The sequence below is a fragment of the Saccharibacillus sacchari genome, assembly GCF_037722395.1.
Taxonomy (GTDB): domain Bacteria; phylum Bacillota; class Bacilli; order Paenibacillales; family Paenibacillaceae; genus Saccharibacillus; species Saccharibacillus sacchari_A.
On sequence record NZ_JBBKAR010000043.1, the window covers coordinates 65,072 to 89,941 of the forward strand.

The window sequence follows — 24,870 nt, forward strand, 5'->3', positions numbered from 1 at the left end:
TGCGAAACAAAAGCCGTATCCGCTACAGCTTCGGCTGCGTCGGATACGGCTTTTTTTATACAACAATGCTTTATTTCGCCACGCTGGTCAAATAGCCGTAGCCTTGCGCGTCCATATCGGCCAGCGGCACGAATTTGATCGACGCGCTGTTGATGCAGTAACGTTTGCCGCCGCGATCCGCCGGGCCGTCGTCGAAAACGTGGCCGAGGTGGATATCGCCGGAACGGCTGCGGACTTCGGTGCGGACCATGTTATACGCGGTATCTTCGTCATAGGTCACGACATCCGGCGTAATCGGCTTCACGAAGCTCGGCCAACCGCATTGCGAGTCGTATTTGTCTTCGCTGGCGAACAGCGGCTCTCCGGTGGAGACGTCAACGTAGATGCCTTTTTCGTACGTGTCCCAATATTCGTTGGAGTAAGGGTGTTCGGTGTCCTGCTCGACGGCGACTTTATACTGGATATCGGTCAGCAGCGTTTTGAGTTCCGCGTCGCTGCGTTTCGGATAGTCCGCCGGGTCGATCACGATTTTGCCTGCGGCTTTCGTCGCGGCAGCGGACTTTTCTCCGGTCGACTTTACGCCTGCCGCCGAAGTATCGGCTGCATCGTCGGCCGGAATCTCTTGCTCGTTAAGGATGCCCATATCGATATGGCAGTAGCCGTTCGGGTTCTTTTCCAAGTAATCCTGATGATATTCTTCCGCCATATAGAAGTTTTCCAGCGGCAGTACTTCGGTCACGATGTCCTGATTGTATTTCTCTTGTTCTTTGGAGATGACCGATTCGATGACCGATTTCTCGCTATCGTCCGTGTAGTACACGCCGGAACGGTACTGGATACCGCGGTCGTTGCCTTGTTTGTTGACGCTGGTCGGATCGACCACTTTGAAAAACTCGGTCAGCAGCTTGTCCAGCGGCACGCGTTCGGGATCGTAGGTGACTTCGACCGTTTCGGCGAAGCCGCGATCGCCTTGCACGACGTCTTCGTACGATGGATTTTCCCCGGTGCCGTTGGCATAGCCGGATACCGCGTCCTGAACGCCGTAGATGCGCGCCATATACGCTTCAACGCCCCAGAAACAGCCTCCGGCGAGGTAGATCTTTTTCAGGTCGGACTTGGAATAATCCACGTCATCGTTCGGATTGGGAATGCTGGCCGCCGTTACGCTCGAAGGCATCACGGAACCGGCGGCGTTCATGCCGGCGAAGCCGGACGTGGAGCAGGCCGATACAAGCAGACTCAGCAGCGCCAGCGAGACGAGAGAGAGCCAGGCCGTGGGCCGGGTTCTTTTTTTCATAAATGGAACCTCCTCGTTATAGTGGGCAAACGTACCGTCGTTCGTTAAGGGATTGCGTTAAAGTTCGAAGCGATCACGTCGTTGGTGTTGTGACCTGGAACGGTTTTCGCCAAGCCGCCGGTCGAATCGATATAAAAGGAAGTCGGATACGCGCGTACGCCGAGCTGCTGCGCGTATTTGCCGTCTTGGTCGATCAGTACGGTAGTATTGCTTTCGTCCATGCCGGCGAACCATTTTTTGAAATCGGCTTCGGACTTTTCGCCTTTGAAATCGGGAGCGACGATGCTGATCACTTTGAAGTCATTATCTTGTCCGGCCAGCGTGTTCAGTTCTTCCATGCCCGCGAGACAGATCGAGCACCACGAAGCCCAGTATTTGATATAGACTTTTTCCCCGTTAAAATCCGCCAGCTTCACTTCGTTGCCGTTCAGGTCTTTGAGATCGAACTGCGGCGCCGGGGTCGAGCTTGCCGCAGTCGCCCCGGACGCGGAAGTCGCCGAACCGTTTTGTCCGCAGGCGGATAACAGTAACACCACGGAAAACAGCATCAATAGAGGCAGCCATTTCTTTTTTACAGATTGCAAATCGGTCATCTCCTTAAAGTTCAAAAATTAAAATTGGAACGCTGCCGTCAGAACGGCGAGATTGTTGGTCATCAGCAGAATGCCCATCGCGATCAGGATCAGGCCGGAAAAGACTTTGATCTTGCCCATATGTTTGTACAGGTTCTTCAGACGGCGCAGCAGCAAATTGGAAAATACGGCGAGGATCAGGAAAGGAACGGCCATGCCGACGGTGTAAATGAACATCATCCACACGCCGTAACCCGCCGATCCGCCGCCTGCGGCCACGCCGAGCACGGCGGCCAGCACGGGACCGATGCAGGGCGTCCAGCCGAAGCTGAACGTCAGACCAAGCAGAAACGCGCCGAGCCATCCTTTTTGCTTATTGGCATCGTAGGTGAGACGTTTTTCTTTTTGCAGGAACATCAGATTGAGCACGCCGGTCTGATGAATGCCGAACAGGACGACGGCCGCGCCGCATGCGATCATGAACCAGGAACTGTTAATCACGCCGCCGAGCGCGCCCGCGCCGAAGCCGAGCAGCAGGAAAACGGTGGACAGTCCGAGGATAAACAGCAGCGTACGGCCGATCAGTTTGGGATTGACTCGGAAACCCGAAGCGGCGGCGGTGTCCGTGCGACCCGCTTCCGATCCGCCGAGAAAAGCAAAATAAACGGGCAGCATCGGGAAGATGCAGGGAGAGAAAAAGGATAAGACTCCCGCGGCCAGCACGCTTCCGATATATAAGGATTCAGCAGGCAAAGAAGCGTCACCTCCGGTAGTGGAATACAGAACGGAAACATTCTGTTCAAATTTGAAAGGTTGTCTACATCTATTGTACGCAAAATAATGGGGTTTGGATGAGTTTGGTGAGGACTTTTTTATCGGAAGCACGAAAAGCGTTGCGCCGAATGATAAAATATGTAACTTTATAAGGAGATTGGGAGGTGTGCGCGTGTCCAGAAGCTGGTTTAACCGATTGACGTTCTCGTACCTGCCTATTCTGATTATCGTGCCAGCGATCCTTATGATCCTCTTTTTTATCGGATCGGCGGAGTTGTCGAAGCGTGAAACTGCCCGTGCCAACGAAGTCTTTTCGCGTCAGGCGGTGCAATCGCTCGATTATTCGTTTCGCTCGATCGGAGAAATGATGAATCGGGAGATTACGTCGGGCGAATTTTCTTCCTTTTTCTCTGCTTCGGAAAACCCGTATCTGGCTGCCGATGAAGCTTCGCGGCGTCTGGCACGACTGAAGCTCACCAATCCGCTTATCGACTCGATCTATGTGTATCGGCTATCGGATGAAGCGGTACTCAGCAATCTGTCGTTCGGCCGACTGGACAGTTTCTCGGATCGCGCCTTTTTGGAAAGTGTGATCGGCGAGTCGGTTCCGGTACGTTGGTCCGAACCGCGAGAGATTGTCGCATTCGGAGAACAGCCTCGGACGGTGGTTACGCTGGTGAAAGGGATTCCGCTGCTAACGGGAGAACGGGGTTTGATGGTCGTGAACGTCTCGCTGGATTCGGTACGGGAGCTGCTGCGCGAGATGATCGGGGAAGAGACCAGCTTTATTCATTTATATACGGCGGATGGTGTAATGATGCTCGGAACCGAGGCGGATTTGCCTTCGGCGGATGCGGAGCAATTGCAACATGACGCGTCGCGCTCGGAAGTCGATTCGAATATGGAGCTGTCTGCGGTATCGTCGGCGTATACGGGATGGGAGATTCGCAGCGGGGTAATCGGAGATTCGTTATCGCAGATTTTGACAGGGATTTGGTATGTGTGGATCGGAGGCGCGGCGTTGATCGTTCTGGCGGGTGTCGCTTGGGCCGTGTTCGTCTCCAGGCGAAACTATGAACCGGTGATGCAGCTATTGGAGCGTCTGGAAGCGTTACCGCCGGGAACGGCTCAAGCTGCGGCTGCATTGACGGAAGCGGCTCAGATCGGTGAAAAGGGTTTTGCGGAAGGTGGAGCAGAACGTTTGGAGCGAAAAGGGCGACGGGGACAGCATACGGATGAGTTTGCCCGGATCGAATCGACGCTGAGCGCCATGATTGCCCGCGCCGAAGCGGATCGGCAGCGGCAAAGGGAAGATATCGTGTACCGCAGACGGGAGTTTTTCCGGGAGCTGTTGGACGGTTCGCGCGTGGTCGGTTCGGAGGAATGGGAGACGGAGACGCTGCGTTTGGAGATACAGCGTGGCTTGGGAGCGAGTGAAGCCCCAGTAACAGAAGAAGCCGTAAGACGTACAGACATCGAAAATGAACGTGCCGGACATTCTGCGACTTCGGGTTTTGGCGTTGCCGTGGTCGGACTGCTCGAAATCGACCGGCCGGACGAATTTAATCGGGCTTACTCGGAGCGCAGTCGCGACCTGCTTCGTTATGCGCTTGCGAATGCGGCAGAAGAATTGGCTGAGGGGCGCGGGGCAAGACTTTGGGCGGAATGGCTGCCGGGAGGGCGCTTGGGACTGCTGCTGCGTTTTGCGGACAGAGATATGGCGGAATCGGATACGGTATCGGAGGCGTCGGGGATTTCTCAGGAGTTGGGCATGTGGATTGCTGCTCATTTGAAATGTACCGTAACGATAGCGCTTGGAGACGAGCTGAAGCGCCCGGAGGATATTGCCAAAGGTTTTCGCGAAGCGGATGAAGCGATAGGATACAAATCTTCGCTCGGCGGAGCGCGGGTCATTGCCCGGAGAGACTTGAGCAAGGGCGCGGCGGCCGAACTGTACGGGGTGCTACGCACGATTCGCGAGTTGGCTCAGGCTTACAGGCTTGGGCAACCGGAGTGGAAGGAACGGCTGGAAGAGCTGCTTGACGAGCTGCGAACAGCATTATTGCCCAAAGATGATTTGTCCGGCTTGATGAACGTGTTGGCGTATCAGCTTTTGCGCGAGATGATGGAGCTGCCCGGCGAGGCCAAACAATTGTGGCGCAGCGAGGCGGCTCCGAAGCTGAGTGCCGTGCTGGAGCATTTTGACACCCTGGATGAACTGGAGTCGGAGGTACGCAGCCTGCTGGATGAATATGCGGTTCGGCTGCGACTGCTGCGCGAGAGCCGAAGCAGCCACGTGACGCTTCAGGAGGTCAGGGCATTTATCGACGCGAACTTTAGCGATCCGAATCTGTCATTGTCTTTGATCGCAGATCGTTTCGGGTTGAGTTCCAGTTATTTGAGTCGGTTATTTAAAGATGCTTTCGGGGAGAATTTCGTCGATTACCTGGCAAGCGTGCGGATCGAGGCGGCCAAAAAGCTGCTGAGGGAAACGACGGAGCCGATTCAGGAACTTGCGCTGCGTGTCGGCTACGCGAATTATATGTCGTTCAGTCGGGCTTTCAAAAAGGTTGCGTCGACGACGCCGGGCGACTATCGAACGCGGAGCAAAGCAGGGCCCGAAGCGGAATAATCCGAAAATGTATCTCTCAAGCGTCTGCAAACGTTCTCGGAGTGGGTAATAGCTAAAAGAGAAGCGATGCAGCAAGCCTATTCGAAAAGCTGAGAGGAGCAACACACAATGGCAAATTCTAACTCGGAAAATAACGCAATCATCGTCGGCGCGGTAGCTGGAGCCCTGATCGGAGCCGGCCTCGCCGTACTCGTTGCCGCACAGGAAGGCGCTACGCTGCGCGATAAGTTCATGAACACGGTGGACCTACTGAAGGATCAAGGGCAGCGCCTGAAGGAACAAAGCGGCGAACTGCAAGCAAAAGGCCAGGAGATCAAAGGCCTGATTGCGGAATCGGTGGACGTGGTGAAGGAGTTCAAAGAAGAAGCGATTTCTTCGGCTTCGGAGATTAAGCAGGAAGTTCAGGGGTTCAGAAGCTAAATCTATATATAATAACGGTCCGTTAAGATGCGTGAAAAGCATCGCGGACCGTTTTTATATATACAAACTAATAATATTAGTTTATTATTGTGTATAGTTAGTTTTATCTTTTCACTTTATTTATTTTACTTAATCGATACGGAGGCTAAAACGATGCGCGTGACCAACCATCAGACCGTTTACCAACTCTCTTTTCTTCCTCGGGTTTTTCCGGTAAACTGTTATTTTGTAGAAGAACAAGACGGATTGACCTTGATCGATGCAGGCATGCCGTTCAGCTTGAAAGGGATTTTGAATGCGGCGAGAAAAATCGGCAAACCGATCCGCCGCATCGTATTGACTCATGCACACGAGGATCATGTAGGGTCGCTGGATGCCCTCAAAAAGGAAGTGCCCGATGTTGTCGTGTACATATCCTATAGAGACGCTGCTTTGTTGGGCGGCGACGCATCGTTGCTTCCCACAGAGCCGAACGTACCTATCAAAGGCGGAATCCCCAAGACGGTCGCAACCAAAGCCGACGTGTTGCTTCGGGATCAAGACCGTATTGAATCTTTGCTTGCTTTGGACGCGCCGGGACATACGCCAGGCTCTATGGCTTTTCTCGATACCCGAAACCGTATTCTGATTGCCGGCGACGCATTTCAGACGCGCGGCGGAATCGCCGTATCCGGTCATTTGAAGCCTTGGTTTCCTTTTCCCGCGATGGCGACCTGGCATAAACCGACCGCTTTGGAAAGTGCCAAAAAGTTACGCGATCTTCAGCCGTCTGTGCTTGCGGTCGGCCACGGGCGAATGCTCCAACATCCATTGAAAAAAATGACGCAAGCGATCGATGAGTGGGAGATCCATCCCGCATTGAGCACGCCGCATCCAACGAAGGAGTAACCGCAATGGTACCGAGAAACCGCGTGACTTTACCCCATATTTTACAGGCCGCCGCCACAATCGTGGATACGGACGGAGTCGATGCGTTAACGATGTCTTCGCTGGCTCAAAAGTTGGGGATCCGTTCTCCTTCCCTGTACAACCATTCGGAAGGATTGCCCGATATTCGCAGACGACTCGCCGTATCCGGTCTGGAACAGCTTCGCGATGCTTTGATGCGCTCGACTGTCGGTCGTTCGCGTGATGAAGCGATTCGCGAGATGGCTAAATCTTATCTGAATTTCGTACGCACCCGTCCCGGATTGTATGAAATCACTATTCTGGCTCCAACCGATCTTGACGATGAGTTGCAAAAAGTAAGTCAAGAAATTGTCGATCTGGTCACTCAGGTATTGAAGGCTTATCAAGTCGGATCAGCTGATGAGATTCATATCGCCCGGACTTTGCGTAGTCTTTTGCACGGCTTTGCTTCGTTGGAACAGCGGGGAGGGTTCGGCATACCGATTGATCTGGATGAAAGTTTTACGCATATGGTAGATACGTTTTTGATGGGTCTTCATAAGCGTTATTTGGCTAAAAATCAATAGAAGGAGTCATACTGATGGACCTCAAAAGAATCAACTCCCTCACCAAATACCCCAGCATTCAAACGTACCACCAACTCGGCGAACGCGGTCGTCTGAACGACACGCTCACCGATGCCGTCGGTTTTAACGAATTCGCCAGCGCTTATATCTACGAAAAAGTCGACGGAGAAAACTCCAGAATCATCTTGCTGCGCGCGCCTGATGGCGAGATCGACTATCTGATCGGATCGAGAGAAGAACTGCTCTATGCCAAAGGCGACCGGATCGGCAATCCTTACGGCAATATCGCGGACTTTCTAAAACCGCTGGCCGAACAACTGCTCGTCAGCGACTTTGCGGCCGAAGACTGGGCGTTGGCGGTGATCTATCAAGAATCCTACGGCGGCAAAACGAAAGCGTCCAAAAATTATTCGGATCGCAAAACGCAAAGCTATCGCGCATTCGACATATTTACGTTGAAGCAAAACGAACTCGAACGCCTTCTTGGCTTACCGCCGGAAAAAATCGCGGAGTGGCGCGAACACGGCCACCAACCTTTTTACGCCGACGAGGAAAAGCAATCTTTGTTCGAACGTTTGAATATGCGGGCGGCGCCTTTGTTGGCAACGGTCGCCGGTTCCGATTTTGCGATCTCGTTCGAAGACACATTTGCTTTTTTGAAAAAGTTCGAGACGACGCAAGTAGGCATCGAGTCCGCAGGCCGGGCCGAAGGCATCGTGGTCAGAACGGCGGATCGCAAAGTGATTCGGAAGATTCGGTTCGAAGACTATGAACGAACGTTCCGAAAATAAACAAAGCACTTCATATCATCAAAAAAATAAGAAGCAAAAAGCGGAGGGAAAGTTCAGTTCAAAACGCCTTTGAGCCCGGAAATATTCCTTGTTCAAATCCAATTCAAATTTCCGGGCGAGACAGCGTTTTGAACGAACTTTCCCGCAGCGTCTAAGCTTCCACAAACAAATCAAATTCCGAAACCCCGTCAAAAAACGTGAACCTTTTACCCCACCTGATTTCCTCAATCTTTTCTCACCCCAACAGCCTTTATCGCAAAAAACGTTACCTCCTCGAAACCTGACCGTTGCCCAATACTCCCGCTTTCGGTACATTAACGGTGCACCAAAAAGGGAGCGCTCTCCTTACACTTCGATCCGGACCCCATCCCTATTCCTTCAACGGGGAAAGCGCTTCTTTTTACCCGCTATTCGATATCCACCCGGAGGTGAAGCCATGGGCAGTCTGGACATCCAAGCGAAAAAGAACAGCGAGAAGGCCGAGCGGTTGCGAACGAACAGCGCTCTCGGCAAACGCAGAAGATGGAATATGAACAAGCCGCTCCTGATTATGTTCCTGCCGATCGCGATCTTTTTTATCTTGTTCAAATACGTGCCCATGTTCGGTTTCGTAATCGCTTTCAAAGACTACAATTTCGCGGACGGCATTCTCGGCAGTCCGTGGGTCGGCTTCGAGAATTATAAATATCTGTTCCAAAATCCCGACACGCTCGGCATTATCCGCAACACGCTGGTGCTGAGCGCTTTGACCGTGTTCGTCGGCTTTCCGTTTCCCGTTATCCTGGCGATTCTGCTCAACGAAGTCCGGCGCTCCTGGTTCAAACGTTGGGCGCAGACGCTGCTGTATCTTCCGCATTTTCTCAACTGGGTCATCGTCGGCGGTCTGGTGTTGATGTTGTTCTCGATCGAAACGGGCTTCGTCAACACTATGCTGGAGCGTCTGACCGGCAGCACGTATCCATTTTTGTTCAAAGAAAGTTCGTGGATCACGATCTTCGTTGCTTCGGGCATCTGGAAAACGGCAGGGTGGTCGGCGATCATCTACCTGGCCGCGCTGACTTCGATCGACCCGAGCCTATACGAGGCGGCAGGGATGGACGGTGCGGGTAAATGGAAGCAAATCCTTCATATTACGCTGCCCGGCCTGATGCCGACGATTATCCTCATGTTTATTTTGAATATCGGGAACGTGATGGACGTCGGATTCGATCAGGTGTACGTGCTGCAAAACCCGGTCGTCGTCAACGTGGCGGAGGTCATCAGCACCTGGAACTTCAAAGTCGGTCTCGGCTCGGGACAATTCAGTTACGCGACGGCGATGGGATTGTTCGAATCGCTGATCGGGCTGACACTGGTGCTGGTCGTCAATGGCATCGCCAGACGTTCGGGACGCGGATTATGGTAAACGGCGGCTGCGTGATAAAAGGAGGAGAAGCCCGGTGAAGTCCACAAGCGGAGAAAAAGTGTTTTACGGCGTCAATTACTTCATTCTGGTCCTGGCCGCTTTAAGTTGTCTGTTGCCGATCGTCCATATTCTGGCGCTGTCGCTCAGCGGCAACGAAGCAATCACGCTCGGCAAAGTCAGCTTATGGCCGCAGGATTTCACCTGGACGGCGTATAGCAAGCTGATCGAAGACACCAATATCGTGGGCGCTTTTCGAAACAGTGTGGTCATCACGCTCGTCGGCACGGGGCTGAATATGGCGTTCACCATTTTGGCGGCTTATCCGCTATCACGCAAACATTTCTACGCGAGACGTTTTCTGACGCTGGCGATCGTGTTCACGATGCTGTTCACGGCGGGGCTAATCCCGAACTATCTGTTGGCGAAATCGCTCGGACTGGTCGGCAATTACGGCGCGTTATGGTTACCGGGACTGGTCAGCGTGTACAATCTGCTCGTGCTGCGGTCTTTTTTCGAAAATATTCCCGAGGAGCTGGAAGACGCGGCGCGCATCGACGGCAGCGGGGAATGGCGCATCATTTTGCAGATTGTGCTTCCGCTGTCGATACCGGTTATCGCGACGATTGCTCTTTTTTACGGCGTGGCGCACTGGAATTCCTTCTTCAACGTCCTGATCTATATCAACGACCCCGAGCGCTTCAACTTATCGGTGCTCGTGCAAAATATGATTCAGAGCCAGTCGCTCATGTCGGAACTTGCGATGCTGGACCCGGACGCGTTCCGCAAGCTTGCACCTGAATCTATTCGTTCCGCCGGGATCATCGTCATGATTTTGCCTATGCTGCTCGTGTATCCGTTTTTGCAAAAATACTTCGTTAAAGGCATGCTGATCGGTTCGGTCAAAGGTTGAGACGGCCATGTTGCTTACAAACAGAGAGGGGTAAGAGTATGGGCAAAAAAAGCTGGGGCAAAAAAGCGGCAGGCGGATTCGCGGCGGTTATGGCTTTGTCGATGGTACTTGGCGGCTGCGGAACGAACAACAAGCAGAACGCAGAGGGGGAAGGTGGGAAAAAAGAAGTCAGCGTCTCGATCTACGATCGCGGCCAAATTCCCAAAGAAGAAGGCACGTACGCCGACAACCGCTGGACGAGATGGATCAACGGGAACGGCCCGGTCAACGCCAAATTCATCCCGATTCCCCGCAACGAGTCGCAGCAAAAATACAGCATGTTGTTCGCTTCCGGCGACGCGCCCGATCTGGTGTTGGAATACGATACCGACTTTCTGAACTCGCTCTGGGCGCAAAAGCAGCTTCTTCCGCTGGACGATCTGATCGCGAATAACAGTACCGAATACAAGGCGCTGCTGGAAAAGGTTCCGGCACTCCGAACGCTCGGCACCAAGCCGGACGGCAAACTGTACCTGATCGGCATGGTCACCAAACCGGAAGTGCTCGGCGCGATGGTCATCCGTCAGGATTGGCTCGACAAGCTTGGCCTTGAAGTGCCGCAAACGATCGACGAACTGTATGCGGTGGCGGACGCGTTCGCGAACCAAGATCCCGACGGCAACGGCGTAAAAGACACGTACGGCATCAACTTGAGCCAATTCGCCACCTATTATATCGACGCCATGTTCCAGAACGAGATGTTCATTGTGGAAAACGATCAGCTGGTGCGCCAGTTCGACCGGATCAAGCCCGCATATGATTTTAAAAAGAAATTGTTCGAAGGCGGCATCGTGGACAAAGACTTCCTGTCGGACAAAAACGGCCAAAAAGCCGAACAGGATTTCGCCAGCGGCAAATTGGGCATCTATCTGGCGTACAGCACGGTCATCAGCAAAAACTTCGATACGCTGAAAAGCACCGATCCGAACGCCAAAGTGACCGCGATGGCGTTCCCGGAAACGCAGTTCGGCCGCTTCGGTCCCGACTTTAACCCGGCGCTTCAGATGACAGGGGCCGTGAACGCCAACGCCAAAGATCCGGAAGCGGTTATGCAGTATATCGACTTCATGGTGACGCCTTCGACGGTGGAGACATTCGCGTATGGCATCGAAGGCGAGAACTACACGAAGGAAAGCGACGGAACGTTCAAACCGATCGACGAAGCGACCAACGAGACGCAGATGGGTTACACCAACGATTACCGCATGTTCATGCCCAAGTATATCCTCGACACGAATACGATCGGCGGACGTCCGGCGGACTCTACAGATCCGATCGACCGGGAATGGATCGCGATCGCCGAGCAGATGGACAAGCTGTACCTCGACCCGGAACATCCGCATCCCGGCTTCACGCACGCCAAGTTCCGTCCGTCGCTCGATAAGGCGATGACGACGACGTTCAACGACGGTTGGAACACGATGAACGACACGATGGCCAAATCAATCGTTAGCGGAGACGCGTATACGGTCGATCAGGGCGTGGAAGACGTGAAAAAATCATGGTACGCGTCCGGCGGCCAAGCGCTCGAAGACTGGTATAAGCAGTGGTATCAAGACAACAAAGACTCTTGGATCTTCATGAAGGAACTGTACACGATGAAGTTCGAGTAAGAAGTAATCACGCAGGAATCATAGAATGAAAAAAACGGCTTCGGGCGGATTCTCGCTCCGAGGCCGCTTGCGGGAGGAAGACCATGCTGATCTATGACCAAGAAACGTTGGCCCGAATCCGGCGCTTGGTTGAATCCGAGCCTGCGATGGGGCGGGGCTGGACTGTTTTCGCGGAAAAGATGGAAGCCCGGGATGACGCTTGGGTGCGGGATGCGAAGCAGCGAATCGCTGCGCTGCGCGAACGCTGGTTGACTCACGGCGGGAGCAAGCTTTTTACGTTGGGCAATGAAGTGCGTACGCTGGCGAAAGAAGCGCAGAATCTGGCGTTTTACGCGCGCATGACGGATAGCCGGAAAGCGGAAGAAGCGGTCAAGGCACTGATTTTTTTGTTAGGCGAAGAAGAACGTTGGGTGTATCAGAGCGGCGGCGGGCGGCAATCGGATCTATGGACAGCGGATATTGGGCTTTATTTGGCTGCGGCGTATGATGCGGTGCGGAACGCGTGCCATGAGGAAGAGCGCCGCCGGATCGAGGAGATGCTGTACCGCAAAGCGTATTTGCCTCTTTATGAAGACTGGCTGCATCCGGCGAAGAAGATTCATGCGCTGGATACGATGGGGCATAATTGGTGGATCGTATGCGTGTCCGCAGCGGGCCTGCTGTTGCTGGTGTTGGAAGGCCATATGCCGCATGCGGACGAAGCGCTGCATACGATCACGGAAAGCATTCGCGCCTGGTTTGCCTATCCGGGCAATGTGCTCCAGAACAAACAGGCGAATTTTGGAGCGGACGGCGATTATGTCGAAACGATGGGTTACCTGGATTATGCGCTGGGCAACTTCTTGGTGTTCGAAGCCGCTTATCGCAAACGAACAGGAGACACTGCGCTCGGCGAATTGGACGTGCTGAACAAAATTCCGGATGTGTATTTGGAGACGATTTATGGCAAAAAGGACGGTCAGATCGGAACCTTTCATTTCGGAGATGAAGGAGATCGGAAAAAGCACGCTTATGTCTGGCTGCGGGTCGCGGAATTGCAGCAGCGCAGAGAGTTGATCGGCTTGTTCGCAGCGGTCAAAGGAGATCCGTCCGAGGCGCCGGAGTTTGCTTTTTACCCGGAGAATCTGCCTGCGCAAGCTCCCGTATCGGCTGAAAAAGAAGGAATCGTCGTGCTGGAACACTCCGGTTACGGCTTCGTGCGTTGGCGGAGCGGCGGGGAGCAGATTGTGTTGGCGGTAAAGACCGGGGAAAGCTGGAATCATAACCATCTGGATGTAGGCACGTTCATTCTGACGATCGGAGGACATCCTTTCGTTGACGATTCGGGACATTGTGCGTATTCCAAGCCGCTGTATAACGCGTATTATCGCCAGTCTGCCGCGCATAACGTAGTGCTGTTCAACGGTCATGGCCAACCTCCGGCACTGATCGAAGAAGGAACTAAGTTCCCCGGCTCGATACCCGATTGGCTCCATATGCCCGGTTATGAATATCTGTTGGCGGATTGTACAGGTCCGTATTCGGGCTTGTACCGGCGGTTCTATCGGCATTTTATCTGCGTGGAAGGAGCCATGATTCTCGTGGACGATCTGCAAGCCGAAAAGAACGGAACGTTCGAATGGTTGCTGCATATGCCTGCCGGAATGAAGATCAAAGAAGGAGCGGCGGAACCGTTTTTGTTTTTGGAACAGGCAGAGATCAAGTTGAGAGTCCTGCATCCCTATCCCGAGCAAAAAGAGTATAGGTCGGAACAAGGATATCTCACTTCTTTTTACCGGGAGTCGGGGTTGGAAGATACGTTTCCCGAAGCCAAGTATGCCAAAATTCGTTCAGCATCGGAGGATGGAAGAATCAAGTTCGTGAGCGTGTTTTTATTGCCGAATTCCGAAGGGAAGGACTGGAAGGTCGAACGTTCACAAAATTCCGATACCGGTAAAAAAGCCGATGTGCAAGCGATTTCGATCAAGCGCGCGGAAGGCGGACATATCGAAATCTTCGTGAACCTTCGGGCGGACGGCCGGGTGATGCACGATAATTCGCATACCGTGTTCGGTGCTTTGGAGACGGATGCGTTTCTCGCGATTTTGTTCTACGATTCAAAAGGTTCGCTGACTCGGGTCGCTCTGCATAACGGAAGTTACATTAAGCAAGACGGTCGCTGCCTATTCAGTTGTTTGCTCAAAGGCAGTGCCGTGTTGGATTATCGGAAAGGACTACAGGCGGCAACGTCGCTGTCCGCCGAGGCTTGGTGTTATTTTGCGCTCGATCAAGCACCCAATCAGGAATTCGAATCGGGACTGCGATACGATGCGGATTCCGGCATGTGGAAACGGAAAATGCAGGCCGGGCATTCGCGATTTTCAGCCACCATTCTATAACCGAACGGAGGGACCTTTCATGTTCAAAACCGAAGAAAAACTGAAAGCACGCCTGGCCGAATTGGAATCGCTGCGCTATCGAAGGTTGTTGATCTTCGAAGAACTGGAACTATTGCCTGACCCCGATAGAGCCATTGCCGCATTTCCTCCAGAGGCAGACAACTCCGAGTGGGCCGTCGTGCCGCTAGGACAGCGTTGGGAAGGACGGGACCGCTATTTGTGGCTGCGTCTATCGACGATGCTTCCCCAAGCGCCGCTCGGCTTTCGCCTTGTCGGCCGGTTCGACTTCGGTACGACGCCGCACGGGAACAGCCGGGGATTCGAATCGCTGCTGTTCGTGAACGGCGAGCCGCGCCAAGGCGTCGATTCCAATCACCGCGAAGTGTTTCTCGACGATCTGGCCGGTACGGAAACCAAGCTGCATTTTCGGCTCTGGTCGGGTCTGGAAGGCGGAGGGCCGAAGACGCCGCAGGAGCATGTGCTGGGGCAGGCAGAGATTGCTTTGCTGCATACGGCGTCGGACGATCTCTATTATACGGGACGCGCGATGCTGGAGACGGTGGATGTCTTGGCGGATACCCGGGCGGAAAAAGGCGATCTGTTGCAGGCATTGGATCGCTCGTTTCGTCTACTGGACTGGTCGAGGCCGGGCGCGGATACTTTTTACGCCTCGGTCGAAACAGCGCTTGCCGAACTTGAACATCGTTTGGATGAACTGCGTGCGGACTATACGCAATCGGCCAATCCGGTTACCGTAACTTGCATCGGACATACCCATATCGATGTGGCCTGGCTGTGGCGGCTGCGGCATACGCGGGAAAAAGCGGCCCGATCGTTTTCCACCGTGCTGGAGCTGATGAAGCATTATCCGGATTACGTTTTTCTTCAGACCCAGCCGCAGTTGTACGAATACGTGAAGCAGGACTACCCCGAGCTATATGAACAGATTGGAAAAAAGATTGCCGAAGGACGCTGGGAAGCCGGGGGAGCCATGTGGCTGGAAGCGGACTGCAACCTAAGCTCCGGCGAATCGTTGGTACGGCAAATCTTGCACGGTACGCGCTTTTTCCGGGACGAATTCGGGGTAGAGAATCGTTATTTATGGCTGCCTGACGTATTCGGATACAGTTGGGCGCTGCCTCAGATTTTGCGCAAATCGGGCATCACTTCTTTTATGACGACCAAGATCAGTTGGAGCCAGTATAACCGGATGCCGCATGACACCTTCGTTTGGCGGGGGATCGACGGTTCGGAGGTATTGACCCATTTTATCACGACGCCCGAGATCGAGTTTCCGGAAGAGACTTACTATACGTATAACGGATATATCGTGCCGAAAACGGTACAAGGAATCTGGGAGCAGTATCAAGACCGGGAGATGAACCGCGAGCTGCTGCTCTGTTACGGATACGGGGACGGAGGCGGCGGGGTCAATCGGGACATGCTGGAAATGCGGCGCAGATTGGAGCATATGCCGGGACTGCCGCGAACGGTGACGGGCAGAGCGGACGGCTATTTCGAGCGATTGGAACGTACGGCGAACGAAACGGAAGGTTACGTGCATACGTGGGACGGGGAATTGTATCTGGAAAACCATCGGGGAACCTATACCAGTCAGGCATGGATCAAAAAAGCGAACCGGCGTCTGGAACTGAAGCTTCGGCGCTCGGAAATATGGAATGTCGCTGCGGCGCTGCTAGGCGATCACGATGCGCTAGCGGGGCAGCAGCGGCTTGATCAAGCCTGGAAAATCGCGCTGCGCAATCAGTTTCACGATATTATTCCCGGTTCTTCGATTGGAGAGGTCTATGAGGATGCACGCTTGGAGTACGAAGAAGCGAATGCGCTAATCCTGTCAGCCGATCGGGCGTCGATTCAAGCGCTGATCTCTACAGAAACGCGGGCGGAAAGAGACGAACCGGAATCGCGGCAGTCCCGAAGGTATACCGTATTCAATGATTCTTCCTGGAGCAGTTCAGAACCTGTCGAGATCATGGGTTGGGATGCGCCTGAACAATTGCACGAACAAGAAAAGCGCGGAATTATCGAAGTGGCCGGTTGTAGCTGGCGTACGGCAGATGGGCGGCAGCTTGCTTTTCAACGGACGGAAAAGGGCTGGTTGGTCGATCCGGGGGAAGTGGATTCGTTGGGCTTTAGCGAGCTGGTATTTGATCCGGTCTATCCGTCAGCATCAGGCTATGCCATTGCTTCGGAGCCTGGATTTGCGTGGACAGAAGATCGTTTGGAGACGCCGTTTTACATTGTGGAGTGGGATAAGCAAGGGCGGCTGCGCCGTCTTTATGACCGTGAGCATCGACGCGAGGTGTTGGCATCCGGCGAGTGCGGCAACGCGTTTCAAGTATTCGAGGATAAACCGCTGCAATTCGATGCTTGGAATATCGATCTGTTTTACCGGGACAAAATGCGGACTGTGGACACTCTTCGATTCATGCGTCTAAAAGAAAACGGCCCGCTGCGTGCTTCGGTTGAGCTGGAATGGGCGTATGGCGATTCGGTGATTACTCAGGAAGTGCGTTTGTATACGGGAAGTCGCCGCATCGATTTTTGTACGGCGGTGGATTGGCAGGAGCGCAGACAATTGCTTAAGGTGGCGTTTCCCGTGGCAATTCGAGCGACCGAAGCCACGTATGATATCCAGTTCGGCAACGTCAAGCGTCCGACCCATTGGAATACGAGCTGGGATTATGCCCGGTTCGAGACGGTGGGCCATCAATGGGCGGATCTGTCGGAACGAGGATACGGCGTCAGTCTGCTCAACGATTGCAAGTACGGCTATGATATCAAAGACCATACGCTGCGGCTGAGCTTGATCAAGTCGGCGGAATATCCGGACCCGGAAGCGGATTTGGGTGAGCATGTATTTACGTACTCGCTGTTCCCGCATGCGGGAGATTGGGCGGAAGGAAGCACCATTCGGCAAGCCTGGAGCTTAAATAGTCCGCCTATAGCGTGGGAAGGGAGTTGCGGTCTGCATGGTCGCTCGCTACTGCGCGCTACCGGACTGAACGGATCGGATATGCGAGTGGGCTTCGATGCTTTTAAAGTAGCGGAGGACGGAAAAGGATGGATTGTGCGTCTGCATGAATGCGAAGGGAGGAGCGGGGAAGCGCAGATGTCGTCCTTCGTTGGAGTATCGCGTTGGCAGGAGACGGATTTGCTGGAGCGTCCGATCGGCGAAGAGCAGTCCGGAGCTTGGCAGTTTATACTTAAGCCGTACGAAATCAAGACGTTCCGGCTGAGCTTTGTCGGAGTTGTAGCAGGAGCCGCAACTGCCAGGGAGACCGGGGAAACGACTGGAAAAAAAGGAGGCCGAGCGGATGTCTAAAAAGAACGGCGAAGAAGCGGCGGGGTATCCGGTTCAGCCAGAAGAGGAGCAAGTTACGGACGTAGAAAAATCTTTTGTGGAACTGGAGCGTCATCGAACCGCGATCTTCGAACATGCCGCCGCTTTTGTGCTGAAACGAATCGATGCCGGTCTTGAAACGTTCGGTCCATGTGCTTACCCGGCTCCTTCCAGCGTAGGCGGCGTATATGCGGCAATCGCCAATTTCGAGTGGACGTCAGGCTTTTGGAGCGGGATGCTGTGGTTGGCTTACGAGTTGACGGGCAACGAGAAATACCGTCAGGCGGCCGAAAGCCAGCTTCCGGATTATCGGGCGCGCCTGGACAACCGCATCGGCACGGATACGCATGATTTGGGCTTTTTATACAGTCTGTCCGCAGTCAACGAATATCGGATCACCGGCAATCCGAAAGCCCGGGAAGCGGGACTCGTCGCGGCGGAGCTGCTGTCTTCACGCTATCTTCCGGAGGCCGGGATTGTACAGGCTTGGGGCAATCTGAATGACCCCGAGGAGCGGGGCCGCATGATTATCGACTGTCTGATGAATCTGCCGCTGCTTTATTGGGCTAGCGAAGAAACAGGCGATCCGCGCTATGCGGATCAGGCTCGCAGCCATGTGCGGCAGTCGGCGCGTTTTCTGGTGCGGCCGGATCGGACGACGTACCATACCTATTATATGGATGCCGAGACGGGAGAACCGAAGTACGGCACGACCCATCAGGGATATGCGGACGATTCGTGCTGGGCGCGCGGACAGGCATGGGGGATCTACGGCTTCATGCTCAGTTATTTGTATACGCAGGAAACGGATCTGATGGAGTTGTCGAAGACATTGGCCGAATATTTCGCCGAGCGTACGCCGCCTGACGGTGTTGTATATTGGGATCTTGTGTTTTTGACAGGAACTGCGCAGGAAAGAGATTCGTCTGCTTCTGCCGTGGCGGTTTGCGGTCTATTGGAACTGGCGAGGCATCTTCCGTCCGGTGAGCAACGGCAACAAGCAAAGCGGCAGGCGCTGGCGATCCTGACCGCGTTGGACGCAGGCTATACCACCCGCAATCTGCCGGGATCGAACGGGGTGCTGAAGCATAGCGTCTACAATAAGCCTCGCGGCATAGGGATAGATGAGTGTACGATCTGGGGGGACTATTATTATTTTGAAGCGTTGGTGCGGGTGTTGAAGCCGAGTTTATGGGATAAATAAAGAGCGAAGACGCCCGAAAGTTGAAAAGACTGTTCCCAAGCCGAAAAACGGCTTCGGGAACAGTCTTTTTTAACTTGGGGCGCGATTAGATCTCCTGCTCCCACAGCTTCGCCTGATACTCTTTGACCTGCTGCTCCGACGCTTCCGGCCATACGGTGCGGAAATGGTGCTTATCCTGCGGAATGATTTCGACCATCTTGTCGATCATGTCCTGCGGGTCGAATTGCTGGGCCAGCATCTGCTCGCCTTTGAGCAGGTCCGAGCGCTTGGTGAAATTCGTTTTTTCGTCGTACCATTTTTCTTTTTCTTCGAACATCATATCGTTGAAGCCGGTTTTGAACGGTCCCGGATTGATCGTCGCGACCTGTACGCCGTAAGGTTCCAATTCCTGCTGCAAAGCTTGCGCCAGCGCTTCGAGTGCATGTTTGGACGCGCAGTAAGGGCCGAGGAACGGATTGACGCTAAGGCCGGCGATCGAGCTGGTGAACACGATCTTCCCTTTCTTTTTGGCAACGAATTTACGAGCCGCGATTTGGGCCAGTTCGATAGAGCTGAAGAAATTCGTTTCGAATACCTGGCGCACGTTGTCTACAGGAATTTCGGCAAAAGGACCTGTGTGGCCGATCGCGGCATTGTTGACAAAGATATCAAAATCATGTTCTTCGATTTGCGCCCGGTCCAGCGGATTATTGACGTCCAGTTTGAATACTTCGATATCCAAGCCTTCCGACTTTGCGTATTCGCGGAATTCCGGCACCTGCGAGATGGTCTCCACGGTCGCGATCACGCGGTGACCCGCACGTGCCAATCCGATCGCTGTTCCTTTGCCCAGCCCGCTGCCGGCACCCGTAATCAAGATCGTTTTTTTATTCGAAAAAATAGCCATGTTGTCGCCCTCCCAAGATGTATGTGATCCAAAAGTTCTTATCCATCATGCTTTTGTGGATTTACCCGAGAATACGCCGCGGTAATCAAATCGTTCGCCCGGAAGGGTCATTTGATCTTAACGCATGACCCACCGCTTGTTCGGAGCCGCGGATTCGGACTTCCTGAGAAAGGCGCAAAAAACAAGTTTACAGAACTGATGTTCGGTGTATAATATGAAAGTAAGAAACGGTTTGTCCCCGTGTAGCCGGTTTGTTTATTTTGACTTTATCGGGAGGGAAAACGCCATGCCGATGACAAGTCGAACCGTCATGCTGGTCGATATGGAAAGTTTTTATGCCGGAGTGGAAAAATCCAGAACCAAGGCCTACAGGGATCGTCCTGTTGCGGTGGTCGGAGAGCCTTCCGTTCCTTCAAGTGCAGTATTGGCGGCTTGTAATGTTGCCAAAAGGCACGGAATCAAAACGGGAGAAAGATTGAGTTCGGCGCTAGCCAAGTGCCCTGATCTGGTCGCGATTCGTCCCCGGATGGGCGAATATATCGAAATTTCCACGTTGATCGCAGGGATTCTTGAAGCGTATACGGATCTTGTGGAGCCTTATTCGATCGACGAGATGTTTATGGACGTGACGGGCTCGCTGCATCTGCACGGCGGAAGTCCGGAACGATTGGCGAGGCTTGTTCAGTCAAGGATCGCGATCGAGACCGGAGTACGGGCAAGATTCGGCATCGGATCGAACAAAGTGCAGGCCAAGCTGGCTTGCGATCTGGTTGCCAAGCGAACGGAGCAAGGCATCGTTCGTATACATAATAAAAAAGACTGGGAAACGTTGATTTGGCCCGAGCCGATCCGGCACATGTGGGGTGTCGGCTCGCGGATGGAAAAGCATTTGCTTGCTCTTCGCGTCCTGTCGATCGGAGAACTGGCGCAAACCCCGCTCTCGAAGCTGAAAAAACGGTGGGGAGTCAACGGGGAAGTGTTATGGAGAGTCGCAAACGGCATGGATGATTCGCCGGTCTCGCCGTGGGCGAAACGCGAACAAAAGCAGATCGGCACCACGATCACGCTGCCCCGGTTATATCATAAATCCGATGAGGTCGGGACGGTTCTGCTCGAACTATGCACCGAAATCGGCCGCAGGGCCAGACGAATGAAACGAATGGGCGATTCGTTATCCGTGGGAGCGGGCGGCGAAGGCGGGTATCGAAGAAGCGAAGGGTTTCACCGGCGCGGCAGATTGCCCGATCCCAGCGATATTACGGCGGAATTGTATCGCGAAGCGTTGCGGTTGTTCCGTGAGGGTTGGGACGGCACGCCGGTCAAGCGCATTCATCTGTCATTGGGCGGCCTTGTCTCTTCGGAGATCTACCAACCGTCTCTGTTCGAAGACCGCGAACGTCAAAGACTTTTGGACCGGGCCATGGACGGAATCAAAGACCGTTTCGGCGAGACGGCGATCGTACGGGGATACTCTTTGACCAAAGCGAGTCAGGCGCAAGACCGGGCAGGCAAGATCGGAGGACACTACAAATGACCAAAAAACTCGAAGGCAACGGAATTTGGGAATCGAGCCGCATGATTTTGCCGGAATACCGGGAGCGGATCATCCGGGCTTCGGCGGAACGGGATAAGAAGCCGCGTATTATTTTGCATCAGGATGAACACGACCATATTGCCGAGGCGATCAAACGGTCGCTCGCGCTCCGGTTATCCGTTCGGTTTCGGGTGCATGGGGATTCTTCCGATGAATGGGTGGAAGGCATCGTGATCGATGCAAGCCCGATGCGGGGAACGCTTCGTTTGCAAAGCGGGTCCGGCATGCGGCGAATCGCGTATTCGGACATTACAGGCGCGGAATCGACAGAGGAGTGACCCGCAAGCTTCGAAGTTCCGATCCCAAAAGGAGTCATGACGATGAGAGCGACAGAAGAAGATTTTACCCTGGTTCGGTCGATGCTGGAACTTCCTTACGTCATTCGGGTGCTGGATGCGGATATGAAGCTGATCGACAAATCCTCATTGCGTACGCGTGTCGTTCTGCTTAGGCAACTTGACCACATGCGCGAAGAAGCGCGTTACGAGATGCGGGATCTGCGTCAGACGCTGCGTTCGCGCAATATCAAGATTCTCAAACAGACCCGCCTCGAAGATAAGCTATATGCGGAATATATTTGCCGGGGGCACCATGATCGGATGGCGTTGATGTGGAGTCGGGTCAAGTGCGATGTAGAGGAAATGATCGAAGCTCGTCTTGCCGCGATAACGTCGCTATAATGGAGGGTATCAAAGCTGACGGGAGAGAGCGTATGACAGGAAAAGCGGGGAGCGCGGGAGAAGGAATATTGGAGGAAGTTGTTCGGCAATATTTGCCGCATTATGCGGGAACGCCGGAACAAGGAGCTAAGGGTTGGAACAATACCACCCGCTTCGTCGATCACGATCATCGGCGTTACGTGCTGCGCGTGTACGAAACGCATCGGGATCCGGCCAAAATAAAGTTCGAGCATGCCGTTTTGCTGGCTTTGGCTGAAGCTGAACTGTCTTTCCGCACACCGGTGCCGCTACTTACGACGGAGGGAGAAACGCTGGTTCGCCTGAAGGACAGCAGCGGACGCTATGCTTGTTTATTTGCTTACATAGAAGGACTGCGCCCAACGGATGAAGATATTCGTCCGCTGCATACGTTCGGAGAAGCGGCAGGCGAGTTGTCCGCGGCTTTGGCTGTCATTGCCCCGAAGCAGAAGCCCGCTTACCGTCCTTACTATGAGCTGGGCGAGGCCTATCCGCTGTGCAAGCCCGAACGAGTATTCGATCTGTGTTCGAATCCGCCTGCCGAATTGCTGAGAGCGGCTCCATATCTTACGCTGATGGCGCAGGCGTACGCCGAGATTTTACGCGAGTTGGGGAATCTTCGGCATCTGCCCCATCAGCTTGTACATGGAGACCTTAACGCATCCAACCTGTTGGTTCGTGCTGACGAACCGGACGTCATTGAAGCGTTGTTGGATTTTGAATTTTGTACCTATGACATACGGGCCATGGATGCGGCGGTGATCTTGTCCGGACTTCCGGAAGGCGAGGAAGCTCTGCATGCTTTTGCTGAAGGGTTTCGTAAAAACGTTGCGTTGAGCGAGGAGGAGCTTCAAGCGATTCCTTTGCTCATGCGTTTGCGTAAAGTGGATGTTTTCCTGCATTTTCTTACCCGCTATTGGGAAGGAATCGATGACTTCACAGTGCTGGAAGAACAAGCCTGTTCGCTATCCCGGGATCTGGAACGTATGCGAGCGAGCGAACAGAGGTTGAAGCGTTTATTATCGAATATTTTAATCTAATTGAGAATGGAAAACCGGCGGCCTTGGGGCTTTAAAAGCCGGTTTTCCTTTATTTAAGCCAAATTTTTATGTATACGAGGAAAATATTTTTTCTAAAAACCTGTTGATTATCATTCTCAATTAGGATATATTGTTCTCAGCAGCAACAAGATTATGAATCAACCATCCTATATATCCTGAAGGAGTGAATGCTATGGAAGCAAGCGTTTACCGTCAACATACAGCACCAACGGAACTTTACGGACAGATTTTGGATTTCCTGCATCGGTACGAAAGCCACAGACAAACGGAGCCTTCCCGACTTCGTGCGATGATCGAAGACGAAGAGACAGGCAGCCGCGTGGGCAATCTGACCGTCGTGAACGCGATCCAGTGCATCGGTCGGCATGAGCCGATCAACGGAACGACGATTGCCGAGAAGATCGGTCTGTCGCGTGCAGGCGTAACCAAGATCGGCACGCGTCTGGTGCGCGAAGGTCTGGTCAAGCGCGAGCGCATGCGCCACAACCGCAAAGAAATTTATTACCGTCTGACGCCTGCGGGTCGTGAAGTGTTCGATACGCATTGCGAATTGCACGAGCGCGAAGAAGAACGTTTCCGCACTTTCCTGGGCGGTTATAGCGGGGAGCAATTGGCCTTCGTTGGCGAGTTCCTGCGCCACGCCGGAGCGGAATTCGAACGGCAGCAGTTTTCGATGGAAAACGCGCGATGAATTCGGTAAGCTCGCTGATTCGGGAACGCCGCAGCATTCGCAAATACGATAGCCGCGCCGTCGGCGAAGCCGAAGTTCGCGAATTGCTGGAGCAAGCCGAGTCGTTGCGGGGCGTGCCTTCTGGCGGGCGCTGGCGTTACGTGTTCGCCGGTTCGCAACAAGCCCGCGATCGGTTGGCGGCCGCGATGATGGAAAGTTTCGCCGACAGCAAGCTGGGACGTCTGCTTCCCAAAAAACTGTCCGAATCGTTCCGCAAACGTACCGCCGCGATTCCCGCCAATCTCATCGTGTTCGTACATAAAGGGGAAAGCCGCGAAACCGGGGAAAATAACTTCGCCGAAGCCTGCTGCACGTTGCAAACGTTGCAACTGCTTGCTTGGGAACGCGAACTCGGCATGTTGTGGGACACGGAACCGCAATTGCAAAAACCTGCTTTTCAAGCGAAGATCGGCATAGAAAACGAAGAAACGTTCGCGGGCATTTTGCATATGGGCTATTTCGCCAAAGTTCCCCGCGGACGCACGCGTACGCGCGCCGAGGAACGCTGGACCGTGATCGGCAAGCAAGGAGGTGCGCAATGAGCGGCATTCCGCGTCTATCGGCATTATCCGCAATCGCTGCGCCGTCTTCCGTCCGGCCGATCTCGGAAAACGCCGTGCTTGATTTGCTGAACGATGCGGTATGGGCGCCCAACGACGAAAACCGGGAACCATGGCGTTTTGTTTATGCGGCCGATCCGCGAGCGCTGCCGGACGTGCCGGACAGCGTCGAAGCCTGCTTGATCGTCGTCGCGCCGCTGTCGCCGGACCCGGCCAAGCAGATCGAAGATTTTGCGGCTTGCTGCTGTTTGGCGGAAAATGTCCGTCTGCTGGCTCTTGCACAAGGTTGGAACGCGACGCGCACTCTCGAATCCTGGACCCGGACATCGGATCGGTTGAGTGAATGGGGGATCGGAGACAACGAACGGATCGCCGCCGTATTGGAACTTTCGCCGCTTGCGATCGAAGCGGCGTCGGAACGGCAAGCGGCCGATTCGATCCGGTTTGATTTGTTTTGAAAGATGTTC

22 protein-coding genes are annotated in these 24,870 nt (G+C 53.9%); 18 read left to right on the forward strand and 4 right to left on the reverse strand.

The window, feature by feature from the left end:
- Positions 1-70 precede the first annotated feature (70 nt).
- Genes msrB through WKI47_RS16225 form a run of 3 tightly spaced genes read right to left on the reverse strand, consistent with a single transcriptional unit; the run spans position 71 to position 2,622 of the window.
- A complete protein-coding gene (gene msrB / locus WKI47_RS16215) occupies positions 71-1,297 on the reverse strand; it encodes a peptide-methionine (R)-S-oxide reductase MsrB (RefSeq protein ID WP_340228205.1) in 1,227 nt (408 codons plus the stop codon).
- 44 nt (positions 1,298-1,341) lie between these two features.
- A complete protein-coding gene (locus WKI47_RS16220) occupies positions 1,342-1,881 on the reverse strand; it encodes a redoxin family protein (protein ID WP_340228206.1) in 540 nt (179 codons plus the stop codon).
- Between the two features lie 27 nt (positions 1,882-1,908).
- Positions 1,909-2,622 (reverse strand): cytochrome c biogenesis CcdA family protein, encoded by a 714-nt coding sequence (locus WKI47_RS16225; RefSeq protein ID WP_340228208.1) that lies wholly within the window; start codon positions 2,620-2,622, stop codon positions 1,909-1,911.
- A 193-nt stretch (positions 2,623-2,815) separates the two neighbouring features.
- On the opposite strand from WKI47_RS16225, the gene WKI47_RS16230 reads away from it, so the two are divergent.
- The 11 genes from WKI47_RS16230 (at position 2,816) to WKI47_RS16280 (ending at position 18,874) form a co-directional block, all read left to right on the forward strand.
- Positions 2,816-5,275 (forward strand): AraC family transcriptional regulator, encoded by a 2,460-nt coding sequence (locus WKI47_RS16230; protein ID WP_340228209.1) that lies wholly within the window; start codon positions 2,816-2,818, stop codon positions 5,273-5,275.
- 108 nt (positions 5,276-5,383) lie between these two features.
- Positions 5,384-5,695 (forward strand): YtxH domain-containing protein, encoded by a 312-nt coding sequence (locus WKI47_RS16235; protein WP_340228210.1) that lies wholly within the window; start codon positions 5,384-5,386, stop codon positions 5,693-5,695.
- A gap of 153 nt (positions 5,696-5,848) precedes the next feature.
- Complete coding sequence (locus WKI47_RS16240; RefSeq protein WP_340228211.1) at positions 5,849-6,583, forward strand: MBL fold metallo-hydrolase; 735 nt, start codon at positions 5,849-5,851, stop codon at positions 6,581-6,583.
- A 5-nt stretch (positions 6,584-6,588) separates the two neighbouring features.
- A complete protein-coding gene (locus tag WKI47_RS16245) occupies positions 6,589-7,170 on the forward strand; it encodes a TetR/AcrR family transcriptional regulator (protein WP_340228212.1) in 582 nt (193 codons plus the stop codon).
- Positions 7,171-7,184: 14 nt separating this feature from the next.
- Positions 7,185-7,961, forward strand: coding sequence for an RNA ligase family protein (locus tag WKI47_RS16250; protein WP_340228213.1), 777 nt, complete (start codon positions 7,185-7,187; stop codon positions 7,959-7,961).
- A gap of 436 nt (positions 7,962-8,397) precedes the next feature.
- Positions 8,398-9,366, forward strand: a complete 969-nt coding sequence (locus WKI47_RS16255; RefSeq protein WP_340228214.1) for an ABC transporter permease — start codon at positions 8,398-8,400, stop codon at positions 9,364-9,366.
- Positions 9,367-9,400: 34 nt separating this feature from the next.
- Positions 9,401-10,276, forward strand: coding sequence for a carbohydrate ABC transporter permease (locus WKI47_RS16260; protein WP_340228215.1), 876 nt, complete (start codon positions 9,401-9,403; stop codon positions 10,274-10,276).
- Positions 10,277-10,314: 38 nt separating this feature from the next.
- The gene (locus tag WKI47_RS16265; RefSeq protein WP_340228216.1) at positions 10,315-11,928 is read left to right on the forward strand and encodes an extracellular solute-binding protein; all 1,614 of its coding nucleotides are present in this window, start codon (positions 10,315-10,317) and stop codon (positions 11,926-11,928) included.
- Positions 11,929-12,011: 83 nt separating this feature from the next.
- Complete coding sequence (locus WKI47_RS16270; RefSeq protein WP_340228217.1) at positions 12,012-14,306, forward strand: heparinase II/III domain-containing protein; 2,295 nt, start codon at positions 12,012-12,014, stop codon at positions 14,304-14,306.
- A 19-nt stretch (positions 14,307-14,325) separates the two neighbouring features.
- A complete protein-coding gene (locus WKI47_RS16275) occupies positions 14,326-17,652 on the forward strand; it encodes an alpha-mannosidase (protein WP_340228218.1) in 3,327 nt (1,108 codons plus the stop codon).
- A complete protein-coding gene (locus WKI47_RS16280; RefSeq protein ID WP_340228219.1) occupies positions 17,645-18,874 on the forward strand; it encodes a glycoside hydrolase family 88 protein in 1,230 nt (409 codons plus the stop codon). Before WKI47_RS16275 ends, WKI47_RS16280 begins: the two co-directional genes overlap by 8 nt.
- Positions 18,875-18,959: 85 nt before the next feature.
- On the opposite strand, the gene WKI47_RS16285 is transcribed toward WKI47_RS16280, so the two are convergent.
- Entirely contained in the window at positions 18,960-19,760 is an 801-nt protein-coding gene (locus WKI47_RS16285; RefSeq protein WP_340228220.1) for an SDR family oxidoreductase, read from the reverse strand.
- Between the two features lie 286 nt (positions 19,761-20,046).
- Between WKI47_RS16285 and WKI47_RS16290 the strand changes: the two genes are divergently transcribed.
- The 7 genes from WKI47_RS16290 to WKI47_RS16320 all read left to right on the forward strand — a co-directional run bounded on the left by WKI47_RS16290 (position 20,047) and on the right by WKI47_RS16320 (position 24,861).
- Positions 20,047-21,294 (forward strand): DNA polymerase IV, encoded by a 1,248-nt coding sequence (locus tag WKI47_RS16290; RefSeq protein WP_340228221.1) that lies wholly within the window; start codon positions 20,047-20,049, stop codon positions 21,292-21,294.
- Entirely contained in the window at positions 21,291-21,632 is a 342-nt protein-coding gene (locus tag WKI47_RS16295; protein WP_340228222.1) for a YolD-like family protein, read from the forward strand. The genes WKI47_RS16290 and WKI47_RS16295 overlap by 4 nt, the downstream gene beginning before the upstream one ends.
- 42 nt (positions 21,633-21,674) lie before the next feature.
- Positions 21,675-22,034, forward strand: a complete 360-nt coding sequence (locus tag WKI47_RS16300; RefSeq protein WP_340228223.1) for a hypothetical protein — start codon at positions 21,675-21,677, stop codon at positions 22,032-22,034.
- Positions 22,035-22,066: 32 nt separating this feature from the next.
- A complete protein-coding gene (locus WKI47_RS16305) occupies positions 22,067-23,092 on the forward strand; it encodes a phosphotransferase enzyme family protein (protein ID WP_340228224.1) in 1,026 nt (341 codons plus the stop codon).
- Between the two features lie 193 nt (positions 23,093-23,285).
- A complete protein-coding gene (locus WKI47_RS16310; RefSeq protein ID WP_340228225.1) occupies positions 23,286-23,804 on the forward strand; it encodes a MarR family transcriptional regulator in 519 nt (172 codons plus the stop codon).
- Positions 23,801-24,385: a nitroreductase family protein gene (locus tag WKI47_RS16315; protein ID WP_340228226.1), complete on the forward strand. Its 585-nt coding sequence runs from the start codon at positions 23,801-23,803 to the stop codon at positions 24,383-24,385. Before WKI47_RS16310 ends, WKI47_RS16315 begins: the two co-directional genes overlap by 4 nt.
- Positions 24,382-24,861: a hypothetical protein gene (locus WKI47_RS16320; RefSeq protein ID WP_340228227.1), complete on the forward strand. Its 480-nt coding sequence runs from the start codon at positions 24,382-24,384 to the stop codon at positions 24,859-24,861. The genes WKI47_RS16315 and WKI47_RS16320 overlap by 4 nt, the downstream gene beginning before the upstream one ends.
- The last annotated feature ends 9 nt before the right edge of the window (positions 24,862-24,870 follow it).